Source organism: Noviherbaspirillum sp. Root189 (genome assembly GCF_001428545.1).
GTDB lineage: Bacteria > Pseudomonadota > Gammaproteobacteria > Burkholderiales > Burkholderiaceae_D > Noviherbaspirillum.
The window spans coordinates 34,200-47,720 of sequence record NZ_LMHZ01000056.1 but is presented as its reverse complement, the minus strand read 5'-3'; the positions used below and the strand labels follow the sequence as shown (position 1 = coordinate 47,720).

Sequence of the window (13,521 nt, the reverse complement as noted above, 5' to 3'; positions counted from 1 at the left end):
ACAGATTATTTAGTGGATTCGGTTGCAAATGTCGCCGAACGCGCATATTGCGCAGTGCTGTAGAGCGATGGAGAAAAACGCTGGTGCGCAAACAGGTAATCGTCAATGCGTGGATCACGCATAACAACCTCACCCGAGTCTGAGGCAGCCGTAACAATTGCACTGCCTGCGGCACTCGGCTTGTCCGCGCTGACGCTTGCGATGCTGGTTTCAGCGGAAGTAGGATTGCCATGCATGGCAACCATTAATTGCGGCGTTGCAACAAATGCAACAGCTGCCATGGCGGCAGCTGCGGCCATGCCCGGCAAAGCCCAGCGCTTTGCATTGCGTGAGTCCTTTTGTACGGAAACCTTATCACTTCGGGCTTCTCTACTCATAAGACCGCTGGTGAGAGTGATATTGGCTGCCGGCGCAATTATGGTCGGCTCGGCTTCGAGGCGAGCTGCGAATCGCGCACTGAAATCGGGACTCATGTTGAGTGCCATGTCGCTTGAACGCAACACATCGCCGATCTGGTGGTACAGTGCCCAGTCTGCGCAGGCATTGCCTTTCTTTAGCGTGGCGAGAGCGAGATCTAGTTGCTCATCCGTGATCTCCCCGTCTGCCAGAGCAGAAATTTTTTCCCCAGACATCTCATTCGTATTCATACCTACCCCGTTCAGGTTGCGCCAACCCTGTTTTTGCTTCAATAACGCTGTTTTACTTATCCCTGCTACTACCAGCGCTTGTCGATCGCGGTTCCTAGCAATGGCCTCAATTTTTCTGCGATAGCTTCGCGAGCACGGAAAATCCGGCTCCGAACTGTTCCGATCGGACAACCCATCGCTTCCGCAATTTCATCGTAGCTCAACCCTTCGATTTCACGCAATGTAATTGCTATGCGCAACTCATCGGGAAGAGCATCCATTGCAACATTCACCGTTTCGGCGATCTGTTTTGTTGCGAGCATTGATTCAGGCGTATTGATGTCCCTGAGATGCTCACCGTCATCAAAAGTTTCTGCTTCTTCAGCATCGGCCTCAGTAGAGGTCGGTGCGCGCCGACCCTGCGTCACAAGGTAGTTCTTCGCGGTATTGATACCGATCCGATATAGCCATGTGTAAAACGCAGAATCGCCCCTGAACTGAGGTAGTGCCCGGTACGCTTTAATGAACGCTTCCTGGACTACATCCTCAGCTTCTGCCTGGTCGCGGACGAGCCGCGATACAAGACGCATGAGCTTGCGCTGATATTTGCTTACCAGCAGCTCGAACGCCTTTTTATCGCCGCGCTGTACTCGCTCGACAAGCAGTTGATCGATATCGCGTTCTGTCGTCAATCCCCGGTCCCTTGTTTCATTGCAACATCTACGCGGCTTGTGTAGTTGACGTGTGGAAATGCAATTGGTTCAATATTTGCAAATAAAAATTACTTTCTTTCCGGCCCCGATGGTTTGTTTTGAGTCGCAATCCATCGACATGCTGCCGATAAAGCCCGAAAAGTGTCCCGCGAAACGCTATCGGGCAAGACCGGCACTGTGATGATCCTTCCACTTTCAGCTTGCAGCCTCAGCAGCAACGCGTAGGCGAATAAGGTCGAATCGCTCATTAAGACAAACGCTTCACCATACAGGTCTACATGCGGCCATTCCTGCTCTCTGCAAGGTCTGAAAGAGTCAACTTCAGTCAGCCAAATTTGACCCGTGCCGGAGATACTCAGTTGTATGGGTTTTTGGCTACGAGTGCCATGATAAAACCCAAAAAATGAGAGAAAAACGATTGAAGATGCGAGGGACCATCGCAGGAGCGGGGATAGATCAACCACCAGGCCCGCAGCAATTGCTACGCCACCTGCAAGTACGATGGAAGACATTGCACCCACAAGCGAAGAGAGCCACCGGGAGGGCTGTACTATTGCGGATACCGCGATAGACATGCTAATGAGGGTCTAGAGAGCTTTCCCTTCCTCTCAGAAGGGAAAGCTTGGGATCAGACTTTACCGAAAATCAGGGTACCGTTGGTACCGCCGAATCCGAAGGAGTTCTTCACTGCGATGTCGATCGTCATATTACGCGCAGTGTTGGCGCAGTAATCAAGATCGCAGGCAGGATCCTGGTTGAAGATATTAATGGTCGGTGGAGATACCTGATTGTGCACCGCAAGGACGGTGAAAACAGACTCAAGCCCCCCGGCACCGCCGAGCAAGTGACCAGTCATCGACTTGGTTGAATTGACCACGATCTTGGGCGCATGATCGCCAAGGGCACGTTTAATCGCTACCGTTTCGGCGATATCGCCAAGCGGTGTCGATGTGCCATGGGCGTTGACGTAGTTAACCTGGTCTGCATTGATGCCGGCATTTTTCATCGCCGAGATCATGCAGCGCCTTGCGCCGTCCCCATCTTCAAGTGGTGCTGTCATGTGGTGTGCGTCTGCGCTCATGCCAAAGCCAAGCACTTCTGCATAGATTTTTGCGCCACGTGCTTTTGCATGTTCATACTCTTCAAGCACCATGACACCAGCACCCTCGCCGAGGACAAAACCGTCGCGATCTTTATCCCAAGGCCGGGATGCAGTAGCAGGGTCGTCGTTGCGCGCAGAAAGTGCACGTGCCGCGGCGAAGCCGCCGACACCCAACGGGGAAACCGTAGATTCGGCCCCACCCGCCACCATCACATCCGCATCGCCATATTCGATCATGCGTGCCGCAGCGCCTATACAATGAAGGCCTGTGGTACATGCCGTGACGATGGCGAGATTCGGACCTTTGAAGCCATACTTGATTGACAAGTGGCCAGAGATCATATTGATGATGGATGCTGGTACGAAGAATGGGCTAATACGTCGTGGACCACGGTTGGTCAACTCGGCATGAGTTTCTTCAATCAGAGGCAGGCCACCAATACCGGAACCGACAATCACGCCGATTTTATCGGCATTTTCTTCGGTAACGGCCAAGCCACTGTCTTGAATCGCCTGGATCCCCGCAGCCATTCCGTAATGGATGAACGTGTCCATGTGGCGTGCTTCCTTACCAGGGATGTAATCCTCGATATTGAAGCCCTTTACTTCACCCGCAAAACGCGTAGAAAAAGGCGTGGCGTCGAATTTTGTGATGGTCGCAATGCCTGATTTGCCTTCGATTAGCGCAGCCCAGGCGTCGGCGATGGTATTGCCGACAGGGGATACGCAACCGAGGCCAGTCACTACAACACGACGTTCACGTGAGCGGCTCAAGCGGTTCTCCTGGAATCATTCAAAAACGGAATTAGGCTTTGACGTGCGCTTTGGCGTAATCGATTGCCTGCTGCACTGTCGTGATCTTCTCGGCCTGCTCGTCCGGAATCTCCATTTCGAACTCGTCTTCGAGTGCCATTACGAGCTCGACCGTGTCAAGCGAATCAGCACCGAGGTCATCGACGAATGAAGACTCGTTCTTGATGTCGGCTTCGGCGACGCCAAGTTGCTCGGCGACGATCTTCTTAACGCGTTGTTCGATATCGGACATATTATCCCTCCAATGGGTTGCAGAAAGTGCGCGCATTTTATCAGGTTTGCGCAATGAAAATTCACTTTTGACTTCTGTTTTCAATAAGGCCGAAACGTCTGCCAAAAGCGTCGAAGTATTACTTAACTCATGTACATGCCGCCATTGACGTGCAGCGTTGTACCTGTAATGTAACCTGCTTGCGGCGAGGAAAGAAACGCAACAGCTGACGCAATATCTTCTGGCAGGCCAAATCTGCCAAGGGGAATTTGCTGCATGAGCGCCGCGACTTGCTGTTCGCCGAGTTCGCGTGTCATATCCGTATCGATGAAACCTGGAGCAATGCAGTTAACCGTAATATTGCGACTTCCGATTTCGCGCGCAAGCGCCCTACTCATGCCTGCCACGCCAGCCTTTGCCGCCGCATAGTTCATTTGGCCTGGATTGCCTGCAGATCCCACGACTGACGTGATATTGATGATACGACCATGCTTGGCCTTCATCATGCCGCGCAGCACTGCGCGTGAAAGTCTGCCAACGGCTGTCAGGTTGGTGGCGATGACGGCATCCCACTCTTCTTCCTTCATCCGCATCGCGAGCTGATCTTGTGTAATACCGGCGTTATTGACCAGGATGGAAAGGCCTCCGAACTCTTTTTGCACCTGTTCGACCGCTGCATGGCAAGCTTCGGTATTGGTGACATTCAGCACGACACCTTTGCCGCAGCCTGGTCGCACTGCCTCAAGATATTCCGAGATGGCGGCCGCCCCGGATTCGGATGTCGCCGTGCCGACAACCCTTGCGCCTTGCCGTGCAAGTTCCTGGGCTATCGCCCGGCCGATACCACGCGATGCACCAGTGACCAGCGCTATTTCATTATTCAAATTCACTTGAGAATCTCCAGCACTTTATCGAGAGTGGCCTGATCAGTGATGGCTTCGCCGACCAGTTCGCCATGAATACGCTTTGTCAGGCCGGCAAGAACTTTGCCGGGTCCGCATTCAACGACATGCGTAACACCGTCGGCGGCCATTTTTTGGACTGTTTCCACCCAGCGTACGGGGCTTGCAGCCTGGCGCACCAGCGCATCTTTGATTAAGGTCGGATCAGTAGCCATTACCACATCGACGTTGTTGATCAGTGGAATTGCAGGCGCACTAAACATCAGCTTTTCCATGTATTCACGCAAGCGATCCGATGCTGGCTTGAGCAGCGAGGAGTGGAATGGCGCGGAGACCGGTAAAGGCAGCGCGCGTTTCGCGCCTTTTGCCTTGGCTACTTCGCAAGCGCGCTCCACCGCAGCTTTATGTCCGGCAATGACTACTTGAGCGGGTGCATTAAAATTGACGGCTTCGACCACTTCGCCTTGTGCTGCTTCTACGCAGGCAGCACGGACATCTTCATCGCTCAACCCCAGAATGGCAGCCATTCCGCCCTGCCCAACAGGCACCGCCTCCTGCATCGCCTGCGCACGGAAACGCACGAGGGGCACAGCATCTTTAAAAGGAATAACGCCCGCCGCGACAAGGGCCGAGTATTCTCCCAAGCTGTGGCCAGCCACAACGGCGGGTGCCTTGCCGCCGGCGGCGATCCAGGCACGGTACATTGCAACTGCTGCGGTTAGCATGACCGGCTGGGTATTGGTAGTCAGGTCAAGCGCTTCTTTCGGCCCTTCGGAAATCAGTTTCCCCAGATCGAATCCTAATGCCTGGGATGCCTCTTCGACTGTTTCCTGTACCGTCGTATTGGCGGCGAACCCGTTCAACATGCCGATGGCCTGCGATCCCTGCCCTGGAAATACAAATGCGAATTTGGTCATGCTTGCTAGCGTAAAAAGTGTTTAGTAAGGTGTGATCACATGCGTGCGAGAACCGCACCCCAGGTAAAGCCGCCACCGACTCCTTCCATCATGACATTCTGCCCAGGTTTGACGCGTCCATCGCGTACTGCTGCGTCGAGCGCCAGTGGAATGGATGCAGCCGAGGTATTGCCATGCTGGTCAACAGTCACAACCATCTTCTCAAGCGGCAAACCAAGCTTCTTTGCCGTCCCCTGCATGATACGGATGTTTGCTTGATGAGGAATCAACCAGTCGATCTGCGCAGCTTTCATGTCGGCTGCCTGCAGCGCTTCATTGGCGACTTTTTCCAGGACCGAGACGGCAAGTTTGAACACGGCCTGACCATCCATGTGAAGGAATGCGCTGCCTTCGACGACGCCTCCGCTAACACTACCCGGGATACACAAAATATCGCCATGGCTGCCATCCGCATGGAGCTTGGTCGCTAGAATGCCAGGTTCTTCAGAGGCTGTGAGCACAATGGCGCCAGCACCATCGCCGAAGAGCACACAAGTGGTGCGATCTTCAAAATTAAGTATGCGTGAAAAGACTTCGGTGCCAATGACGAGAGCATTTTTATGCGCACCCGACTTAATGAAGCTATCTGCTACAGATACGGCGTAGACGAAACCGCTACAGACAGCCTGGACATCGACAGCCGCGCATCCATTATTGATTCCCAGCTTTCGCTGCACGACGCACGCGGTGCTTGGAAAGCCACCAAAATGATCCGGTGTTGAAGTGGCGAGAATGATCAGGTCCACATCGTTTGGCGCGAGGCCGGCCATCTCGATTGCTCGCTTTGACGCCTCGACGGCGAGATCGCTTGACTGCACTTCGGGCTCCGCATAATGCCGGGCAGAAATGCCGCTACGCGAGACGATCCATTCGTCGGAAGTTTCGACGCCTTTTTCTGCCAACTGGGCCGCCAGATCGCTATTCGTCACGCGTTTCGGGGGCAAATAACTTCCTGTACCTACTATTTTGCTATAGAGAGTCATGCCGTTTTCTGTTGTGTTGGTTCCGGGGTGGTGACAGGCGCTTCACCAGCACTTGCTCCATCATCCTGAGGCATCAGTGCGGCAATGGTCGTGGATATCTTGGACAAAACGTCATGGTTGGCTGCGTCGTATGCGCGCTTGATTGCCCACTCATAACCATAAGCGTCTTCTCCGCCATGACTCTTGAATACCAGACCACGCAAACCAAGAAGACTAGCGCCGTTATAGCGCGAAGGATTCATCCTTTGAGAAATCGACTTGAGTGCACCTTGTGCAATTATGGCACCGAGCATATTGATAGGGTTGCTCTTGAACTCGCTTTTCACGATGCTTTTCAGGAAGCGCCCCAGGCCTTCGGATGCCTTCAATACAACATTGCCGACGAAGCCATCGCAGACGACGATATCCGTCGTGCCTTCGAAGATATCGTTTCCTTCCACGTTTCCGTAGAAATTGAGGATACCTTTTTCGTGGTCGGCGCGCAGCAATGCCGCAGTCTGCTTGACCACTTCATTACCCTTGATATCCTCTTCGCCGATATTCAGCAGACCAACCGTGGGCTGGTCCCTGCCTTCGAGTGCGGACACCAGCGCCGACCCCATCAGTGCAAACTGATGCAAATGCTGCGGCTCGCAATCCACATTGGCCCCGAGGTCCAACATATAAGTCGGGGAGTCCTTCTGATTCGGCATTGGAAAGCAGATGGCCGGACGGTCAACACCAGGAATGGTTTTGAGCACATAGCGGGAGACCGCCATTAGTGCACCGGTATTGCCGGCCGAAACGCATGCCTGAGCCTTGCCCTCTTTGATCAAGGCGACAGCGACACGCATGGAAGAATCTTTCTTGCGTCGCAAAGCGACTTCAATTGGATCATCCATCGTCACCATTTCCGTCGCATTCACAATGGAAATGCGCGGATGCTGTGATGCGCCGAGCTTGTTGAGTTCCGCCGCAATGACGGATTCAAGACCGACCAAGATCAGTTCAGCGTCAGGTTCGTGATTAGCGAAGGAGACGGCCGCAGGAATAGTAACTGACGGGCCATGATCGCCGCCCATGCAGTCAATAGATATTTTTATTGTCATTGTTTTGACTCAGTACCTCGCTCTAACCGCCTAGCGGGCCAGATCTGGCGTGATTCAAAATGACGCGAAGTGCTTGTTCAGCATATGAAAAAACGGCGCCAAGTCAAACTTACTGCGCCGCTTTTCGCTTCGGATGATGACCGAGATTACTCGTCGTTTTTGGTCTTCAGGACCTTGCGACCACGGTAGTAGCCGTTCGGGCTGATGTGGTGGCGCAAATGTGTTTCACCGGTAGTTGGTTCGACTGCCAGTGGTGGAACGCTCAGGTGATCGTGCGAACGATGCATACCGCGCTTCGAGGGAGATTTTTTGTTCTGTTGAACGGCCATGATGACTCCTAAACCTTAAGATCTGAAATTTTAACATATTCCAGCCCGTCAATTTCTTGCCGACTGGGAAACTTTGCTGCACTTGTTCTTCGGCGTGCATCATGGCCGCTTGCCACTTATTGCTTTAAGTTCTTCAGCACTGCGAATGGCGACACCTTTTCCACTTCCTTCTCCGGTTCCAGAGCTAACTGGTCCGGGCAGGTTTCATGTTTTGGCGACAACGGTATTGTCAGCAGTGCTTCGTCCTCAATCAGTTGCCTGATATCGAAAGTCCTGCTCCCCACAATGACTTCAACCTCTTCATCGGCAAGCAAGGCATCGATTTCGTCGGCACTACCCTCGTCCGGCGCCAGCACCAGAACGGAATCCGATTCAATCATGAACTCGAACGGCGTCAGGCAGCGCTGGCACATCAACTTCACCGAACCCGTCACAGACAAGTTCAACTGAGGATGTCCGTGCATATTGGCGCCGCCTTTCAGCGCCCAGCGGACAAAGCCCGACTGGTCGACCGCTTCCTCCGCCAGGCGGGGAAGTTCAGCGACTTTCAGTTCGCCATCACGGTGTTCTTTGATACGACAGAACTCAAAGGCGTCGATCACATAAGCATTCATAGATCAAGCCGAACCCGGAAAACCTGCGATAATAACAGGCTTTTCCCTTATTCGTCAAAGCGTTAGGGCGCTTTTCTTCAGCTTACATTCAATTCCCGTCTAGACAATGACTGATCGGCTAGTTCTTCCTCATTTGATCCTCGCGTCAAGTTCTCGCTATCGACAGGAATTGCTCTCGCGCCTGCGGCTTTCTTTCGAGGCGGTTTCACCGGACATCGATGAAAGCCCGTTAGCCAATGAGCTTCCCGAACATACCGCCGTAAGGCTGGCCCAGGAAAAGGCCGCAAAGATCGCATCTGATCGGCCGGATAGCCTGGTCATCGGCTCAGATCAGGTCGCAACGCTTGACGGTATGCAAATTGGCAAACCTGGCAATCATGAGAATGCCTTGCAACAACTACAGATGATGCGTGGCCGGGAGGTCATTTTTCATACCGCACTCTGCCTGTGGGATTCACGCCGCCCACCGGATGAGGCGGCGCAAGTAACCAATACACTGACCTTTGTACGCTTTCGTGACCTGCCGGACCATGAACTCGACGCCTATTTGCACATTGAGCAGCCTTACGACTGCGCAGGCAGTGCCAAGAATGAAGGCCTGGGCATTGCGCTGATTGAGAAGATTGACAGCTCGGATCCCACCGCCCTCACCGGCCTCCCCCTCATTGCGCTTTGCTCCATGCTGCGACGGGCCGGAATTGCATTTTTCACCGGATAACCCTTCGAACATAAAAATATATATGGCCGGCATTCTTTATCTAGTCCCCAATACCCTGGGCCCTGCTGACGGCGCAGGCCTGGATCCACTAGCCTTTGTCATACCACCGGATGTCAAGGCGATCACCTCGCGCCTGGACTACTTCATAGCCGAAAACGCAAAAACCACTCGCGCCTATCTCAAGTTGGTGGGACAGACCCTTCCATTGTCACGTCCGCTGCAAGAAATCCAGATCAGTGAACTGAACATCAATACGCCTGCCGATGCACTTCCCGCTTTACTGGAACCATTGCTGGCCGGCAGAAACGCAGGACTTATCTCGGAAGCCGGCGTGCCAGCTGTCGCAGACCCGGGCGCAAACCTAGTCAGGCTTGCTCATGCCAAAGGCATCACGGTCCGTCCGCTGGTCGGTCCTTCGTCGCTGTTATTGGCAGTGATGGCAAGCGGCTTGAATGGCCAGAGCTTTGCATTCAACGGCTACCTCCCTACCGATGCCGGACAGCGCATGAAAAGGCTCAAGACATTGGAAGAGCGTTCCCGTAGTGAAAAGCAAACGCAACTCTTTATCGAGACGCCTTACCGCAATAGCGCGCTGCTGGAAGCGATCGTTGCAAGCTGCAGCCCTTCTACTCTGGTAAGTGTGGCAACTGATCTGAGCCTGCCGTCGGAATCGATCAGGACTCAGACAGCGACGAAATGGAAAGCGGAACTGGCTGCCGGGACAATGCCCGATTTTCACAAGAAGCCGACTGTATTCCTGCTTCTGGCCGTCTGAGATTTAAGCTCGAATTTTAAAACCTCCAGACGCGCAAAACGGCGGTATTGCGCCGCCGTTTTGCATGCCCCTTGGGCAGTTTATGAGTAAGCCTAAGCCTCTCAAAGCCGCGTCCGAGACGTGGCGCTTTATGCCCGGATCACGAGTTTTTCCCGATTGCATATTCTTATGCTGTAAGGATCGAAACTGATGCCGGACAAGTGCAGTATAAAGCCCCATTCTGAAGATTCAAGCGCGTTCTTCGACTTTTTTCTTTTTTCCCCAGAGCCAATTCGCGATGACCCAGTGCATTTCTACGGTGAAATCACGCCCTTTGCATGTGCAGCAAATTTTTCTATTCACTTACCGCAAAGACGGCTTCTCGAGCCTGCTCTGCAGACTTGCCATCGCTGCGGTACCGACCGCCCCACCGAACTTCTTCAGAAGGCGCTCAGATAGCCCTTCGTGCTGCGTGTAGTCGATGATATCTTCAGCCTTGAGTTCGTCACGCGCAACCGTGTCGACGGTGCCATAGCCATCTGCAAGGCCGATTTCAACCGCTTTCGACCCACTCCAGAACAGCCCCGAAAAGGTTTCCGGCGTTTCCTTCAGGCGCTTGCCCCGGCCCTGCCTCACCACGTCGATGAACTGTTGATGCACCTCGTTCAACATATCCTGTGCATAACCTTTTTGCTGAGCCGATTGAGGGCTAAAAGGGTCCATGAAGCCCTTGTTCTCGCCGGCAGTCATCAGGCGACGCTCAACGCCGACCTTGTCCATTAGTCCGGTAAAACCGAAGCCTTCCATCAGCACACCAATCGATCCGACGATACTCGCCTTGTTGACAAATATCTTGTCCGCTGCCGCAGCGATGTAATAGCCGCCCGAAGCGCAGATCTCGTCAACCACCACATACAAAGGCTTCTTCGGATAGGCCTTCCGCAGTCGGGTGATCTCGTCATTGATCATCCCGGCCTGCACAGGACTACCGCCCGGGCTATTGATGCGCAATACGACGCCGACGGCTGTATCGTCCGTATAGGCGCGATTGAGCGCCGGAATGACGGCATCGGCGGCCCCCGACGTGCCGGCCTCGATGGTGCCGTCGATCTCGATCAATGCAGTGTGCGGACCAACGATTTCATCTTCGTTGTTGGTCATTCCGAACGCCATCCAGATGCCGACGGCAATGACAGCCAATGTCAGAAAGCGGAAGAAGATATTCCAGCGCCGACGTGCGCGTTGCTCCGCTAGTGTTGCAAAGGCAAGCCTTTCGAGCACATCACGCTCCCAACCTTCATTGCGTCCCGGGTTAGACGGTGTGGACGCCCTGTTTTGTTCGTAGTTGTTTTCGTTCATTGTTGATTGCTTTACAAGGTAATTCAGGCTCTCGCCGGTCTAACGTAATCATCTGGTTCCCAGAAAACCTGTCCACCCCTTTCGAATACCGTGATCGGGCGCAGGCGTCCGCCACGGCAAGGTCCCCCGGCGCAGCGGCCATCCTCGGGAGTGTAAAGGGCACCGTGGGTGGAACACATTAGGTAAAGCCCGCTCGATTCGAAGAATTCTCCCTCATTCCAGTCGAGCTCAATCGGCACATGTGCGCATCGGTTGAGATAGCCACGCACGATGCCTTCGAAGCGCACGACAAATCCGGTGCTGTCATCTCCACCAGCCGTCACCGGAAAGCGTACGCCTTTGCCGCCTTCTTCAAGCTGTCCGGATTCACAGACCGGGATCGCGATATCGTCCATAAGCAATTATGCGTTATCGTTAAGCCATGCGTGCAGATCAGGAACGGAGGTTGCCGCATAAATCGGGTTCAGCTCCTCCAGTTCCCGGGGCGCGTGTGCCCCATAATGCACCGCGATACCGGTAGCCCCTGCATTGATCGCCATTTGCAAATCATGAGTGGTATCACCGACCATCACGGTTCTTGCCATGTCCTGACCGAGTTCTCGCGTCAACTCCTGTAGCATTGCCGGATGCGGCTTGGAAAAGGTTTCATCAGCACAACGGGTCGCGTCAAACAAGGATAAAAGTTTGGCAGAGTCGAGCGCGCGATTGAGGCCAACCCGGCTCTTGCCAGTTGCCACGGCAAGAAAATATCCTTGCTGCGACAGGTCGGTCAGCATTTCCCTTACTCCATCAAACAAGGTCAGCCCCTTATCCTTGGTCAGGTAATGAAAACGATAACGCTCGACCATGTGTGGGTAGTCCTTGGCGTCCAGACCCGGTAGCACGGTCTGCATCGCCTCATGCAGCCCTAGACCGATGACGTACGCGGCTTGCTTGTTGCCGGGTACGGGCAGGCCCAGATCCTTGGCAGCAGCCTGGATGCAGGTCACGATGGTCGCGGTGCTATCCATCAGCGTGCCATCCCAGTCAAACACGATCAGATCAAATTTCTTTCTTGCCATTGTCTCCGGCAGCATTGACTGCTGATTATCTGATATTCATTCGAATGGTCCGCGATCAGGCGGATGCTTTTTCAAGACTTTTCAGGAACTGCTCGCATTCTGTCGCAAGTTGAGCCCTTAATGTTACCGGCTGACCACTGTCCGGATGCCGGAAAGTAATCTGATGCGCGTGCAAAAACATGCGCTTGAGCGCGATGCGTGCGCCTTCGGGTTTTTGCAGCGCACGATTGAGACCGAAATCACCGTACTTATCGTCCCCGGCAATTGGAAATCCAGTCGAAGCAAGGTGCACACGAATCTGGTGGGTCCGGCCAGTCTTAAGTTCGGCTTCCAGCAGGACAAAATCACCGAATCGCCTTACCAGATTGAAAACAGTATGCGACGGCATCCCGTCCGCCTGCACCCGGACACGGCGCTCCCCATCCGGCGTGTTGTACTTGAACAAGGGCAATTTGACGTGCTGCCGGGAGTTTTGCCAGTCGCCATGCACCAGGGCCAGATAGCGCTTGTCCGTTTCGCCATCCCGCATCTGTTCATGCAGGTTGGTCAGGGCCGAGCGTTTTTTTGCCAGCATCAGGATGCCTGAGGTTTCACGATCCAGGCGGTGCACCAGTTCAAGAAATTTCGCGTCGGGCCGTGCGGCGCGCAACTGTTCGATAACCCCATAGCTGACGCCCGACCCACCGTGAACCGCCACACCCGCCGGCTTGTCGATTACTAGCAAATGATTGTCTTCGAGCAGTATCCTGAACTCGGCGCCGGGTACCGCATGGGCGGCCTTCTCCGCAACCCTGATCGGCGGGATTCGGACAACATCGCCCTCCTTCAGCCGATACGTCTGGTCGATACGGCCTTTGTTGACACGCACCTCTCCGGACCGCAGTACACGGTAAATATGGCTTTTGGGAACACCTTTACAGATGCGCAATAGAAAATTATCAATACGCTGGTCGGCTTCTTCGTCTGAAATAGTCACCAGTCGGACCTGAGCGGGAAGCCGGGCAGACTGGTCAAGCGCAGAAGAAACAGTCCGTTCCCCAGAAAATCTCGCTAAGTCCTTCATTTTGAATGATATACTTTGTTTCGCACTGGTTACAAACCTGGTGCGCGTGTAAGAATAAAAAGCACATTCTACACAGGGGCGTCTCCATCGGCCTCGCCGAATTGCAAATTCGATGGAAAAGATGTGTATGCACCATCCTTGCGCGAGTCAGGGTTGCACCGCTGTTGCAATCGGATAGCGCGCATCGATGTTGAACAAGATTGCTTGAAATTTATAGGATAAGTCCGGC

17 protein-coding genes are annotated in these 13,521 nt (G+C 53.9%); 2 read left to right on the top strand and 15 right to left on the bottom strand.

The features are described 5' to 3' along the window. Positions 1-5 precede the first annotated feature (5 nt). From ASE07_RS23035 to ASE07_RS22990, 11 genes are all read right to left on the bottom strand, one after another. Entirely contained in the window at positions 6-689 is a 684-nt protein-coding gene (locus tag ASE07_RS23035) for a sigma-E factor negative regulatory protein (protein ID WP_235548582.1), read from the bottom strand. 26 nt (positions 690-715) lie between these two features. Further along, positions 716-1,318, bottom strand: a complete 603-nt coding sequence (rpoE, locus tag ASE07_RS23030) for an RNA polymerase sigma factor RpoE (protein WP_057293164.1) — start codon at positions 1,316-1,318, stop codon at positions 716-718. An 89-nt stretch (positions 1,319-1,407) separates the two neighbouring features. After that, positions 1,408-1,914, bottom strand: coding sequence for a protein YgfX (locus tag ASE07_RS29100; RefSeq protein ID WP_327196070.1), 507 nt, complete (start codon positions 1,912-1,914; stop codon positions 1,408-1,410). A 53-nt stretch (positions 1,915-1,967) separates the two neighbouring features. Then, entirely contained in the window at positions 1,968-3,215 is a 1,248-nt protein-coding gene (gene fabF, locus ASE07_RS23025) for a beta-ketoacyl-ACP synthase II (RefSeq protein ID WP_057293163.1), read from the bottom strand. Positions 3,216-3,246: 31 nt separating this feature from the next. Then, complete coding sequence (acpP, locus tag ASE07_RS23020; RefSeq protein ID WP_040041346.1) at positions 3,247-3,486, bottom strand: acyl carrier protein; 240 nt, start codon at positions 3,484-3,486, stop codon at positions 3,247-3,249. Positions 3,487-3,608: 122 nt separating this feature from the next. Next, positions 3,609-4,355, bottom strand: coding sequence for a 3-oxoacyl-ACP reductase FabG (fabG, locus tag ASE07_RS23015; protein WP_057293162.1), 747 nt, complete (start codon positions 4,353-4,355; stop codon positions 3,609-3,611). Then, positions 4,352-5,284 (bottom strand): ACP S-malonyltransferase, encoded by a 933-nt coding sequence (gene fabD / locus ASE07_RS23010; protein ID WP_057293161.1) that lies wholly within the window; start codon positions 5,282-5,284, stop codon positions 4,352-4,354. Before fabD ends, fabG begins: the two co-directional genes overlap by 4 nt. A 35-nt stretch (positions 5,285-5,319) precedes the next feature. Continuing rightward, entirely contained in the window at positions 5,320-6,306 is a 987-nt protein-coding gene (locus tag ASE07_RS23005; RefSeq protein ID WP_057293160.1) for a beta-ketoacyl-ACP synthase III, read from the bottom strand. Continuing rightward, complete coding sequence (gene plsX / locus ASE07_RS23000; RefSeq protein WP_057293159.1) at positions 6,303-7,394, bottom strand: phosphate acyltransferase PlsX; 1,092 nt, start codon at positions 7,392-7,394, stop codon at positions 6,303-6,305. The genes ASE07_RS23005 and plsX overlap by 4 nt, the downstream gene beginning before the upstream one ends. Positions 7,395-7,540: 146 nt before the next feature. Further along, entirely contained in the window at positions 7,541-7,723 is a 183-nt protein-coding gene (rpmF, locus tag ASE07_RS22995; protein ID WP_057293158.1) for a 50S ribosomal protein L32, read from the bottom strand. A gap of 116 nt (positions 7,724-7,839) precedes the next feature. Then, positions 7,840-8,337: a YceD family protein gene (locus ASE07_RS22990; RefSeq protein ID WP_057293157.1), complete on the bottom strand. Its 498-nt coding sequence runs from the start codon at positions 8,335-8,337 to the stop codon at positions 7,840-7,842. A gap of 106 nt (positions 8,338-8,443) precedes the next feature. Here ASE07_RS22990 and ASE07_RS22985 point away from each other — a divergent pair, with 106 nt between their 5' ends. After that, on the top strand, positions 8,444-9,055 hold the full coding sequence (locus ASE07_RS22985) for a Maf-like protein (protein WP_057293156.1): 612 nt from the start codon (positions 8,444-8,446) through the stop codon (positions 9,053-9,055). A gap of 22 nt (positions 9,056-9,077) precedes the next feature. Next, positions 9,078-9,830 carry an SAM-dependent methyltransferase gene (locus ASE07_RS22980; RefSeq protein ID WP_057293155.1) on the top strand — a complete coding sequence of 251 codons (753 nt, stop codon included), beginning with the start codon at positions 9,078-9,080 and terminating at the stop codon, positions 9,828-9,830. A 342-nt stretch (positions 9,831-10,172) separates the two neighbouring features. On the opposite strand, the gene ASE07_RS22975 is transcribed toward ASE07_RS22980, so the two are convergent. From ASE07_RS22975 to ASE07_RS22960, 4 genes are read right to left on the bottom strand one after another with little or no spacing between them, the layout of a single operon-like run. Continuing rightward, the gene (locus ASE07_RS22975) at positions 10,173-11,168 is read right to left on the bottom strand and encodes a S49 family peptidase (RefSeq protein WP_057293154.1); all 996 of its coding nucleotides are present in this window, start codon (positions 11,166-11,168) and stop codon (positions 10,173-10,175) included. Positions 11,169-11,191: 23 nt separating this feature from the next. Continuing rightward, positions 11,192-11,563, bottom strand: a complete 372-nt coding sequence (locus ASE07_RS22970; protein WP_057293153.1) for a Rieske (2Fe-2S) protein — start codon at positions 11,561-11,563, stop codon at positions 11,192-11,194. Between the two features lie 6 nt (positions 11,564-11,569). Further along, positions 11,570-12,229 carry an HAD-IIIA family hydrolase gene (locus ASE07_RS22965; RefSeq protein ID WP_057293431.1) on the bottom strand — a complete coding sequence of 220 codons (660 nt, stop codon included), beginning with the start codon at positions 12,227-12,229 and terminating at the stop codon, positions 11,570-11,572. Between the two features lie 55 nt (positions 12,230-12,284). Next, the gene (locus tag ASE07_RS22960; RefSeq protein ID WP_057293152.1) at positions 12,285-13,292 is read right to left on the bottom strand and encodes an RluA family pseudouridine synthase; all 1,008 of its coding nucleotides are present in this window, start codon (positions 13,290-13,292) and stop codon (positions 12,285-12,287) included. Positions 13,293-13,521: the final 229 nt, after the last annotated feature.

What these genes read in the sequence shown, in the direction of transcription:
- ASE07_RS22970 (WP_057293153.1), bottom strand. Translation starts at nt 11,563, where the DNA reads ATGGACGATATCGCGATCCCGGTCTGTGAATCCGGACAGCTTGAAGAA.
- ASE07_RS22985 (WP_057293156.1), top strand. Translation starts at nt 8,444, where the DNA reads ATGACTGATCGGCTAGTTCTTCCTCATTTGATCCTCGCGTCAAGTTCT.
- ASE07_RS29100 (WP_327196070.1), bottom strand. Translation starts at nt 1,914, where the DNA reads ATGTCTATCGCGGTATCCGCAATAGTACAGCCCTCCCGGTGGCTCTCT.
- ASE07_RS22965 (WP_057293431.1), bottom strand. Translation starts at nt 12,229, where the DNA reads ATGGCAAGAAAGAAATTTGATCTGATCGTGTTTGACTGGGATGGCACG.
- rpmF (WP_057293158.1), bottom strand. Translation starts at nt 7,723, where the DNA reads ATGGCCGTTCAACAGAACAAAAAATCTCCCTCGAAGCGCGGTATGCAT.
- ASE07_RS22960 (WP_057293152.1), bottom strand. Translation starts at nt 13,292, where the DNA reads ATGAAGGACTTAGCGAGATTTTCTGGGGAACGGACTGTTTCTTCTGCG.
- fabD (WP_057293161.1), bottom strand. Translation starts at nt 5,284, where the DNA reads ATGACCAAATTCGCATTTGTATTTCCAGGGCAGGGATCGCAGGCCATC.
- acpP (WP_040041346.1), bottom strand. Translation starts at nt 3,486, where the DNA reads ATGTCCGATATCGAACAACGCGTTAAGAAGATCGTCGCCGAGCAACTT.
- ASE07_RS22990 (WP_057293157.1), bottom strand. Translation starts at nt 8,337, where the DNA reads ATGAATGCTTATGTGATCGACGCCTTTGAGTTCTGTCGTATCAAAGAA.
- ASE07_RS22975 (WP_057293154.1), bottom strand. Translation starts at nt 11,168, where the DNA reads ATGAACGAAAACAACTACGAACAAAACAGGGCGTCCACACCGTCTAAC.
- ASE07_RS23005 (WP_057293160.1), bottom strand. Translation starts at nt 6,306, where the DNA reads ATGACTCTCTATAGCAAAATAGTAGGTACAGGAAGTTATTTGCCCCCG.
- plsX (WP_057293159.1), bottom strand. Translation starts at nt 7,394, where the DNA reads ATGACAATAAAAATATCTATTGACTGCATGGGCGGCGATCATGGCCCG.
- ASE07_RS22980 (WP_057293155.1), top strand. Translation starts at nt 9,078, where the DNA reads ATGGCCGGCATTCTTTATCTAGTCCCCAATACCCTGGGCCCTGCTGAC.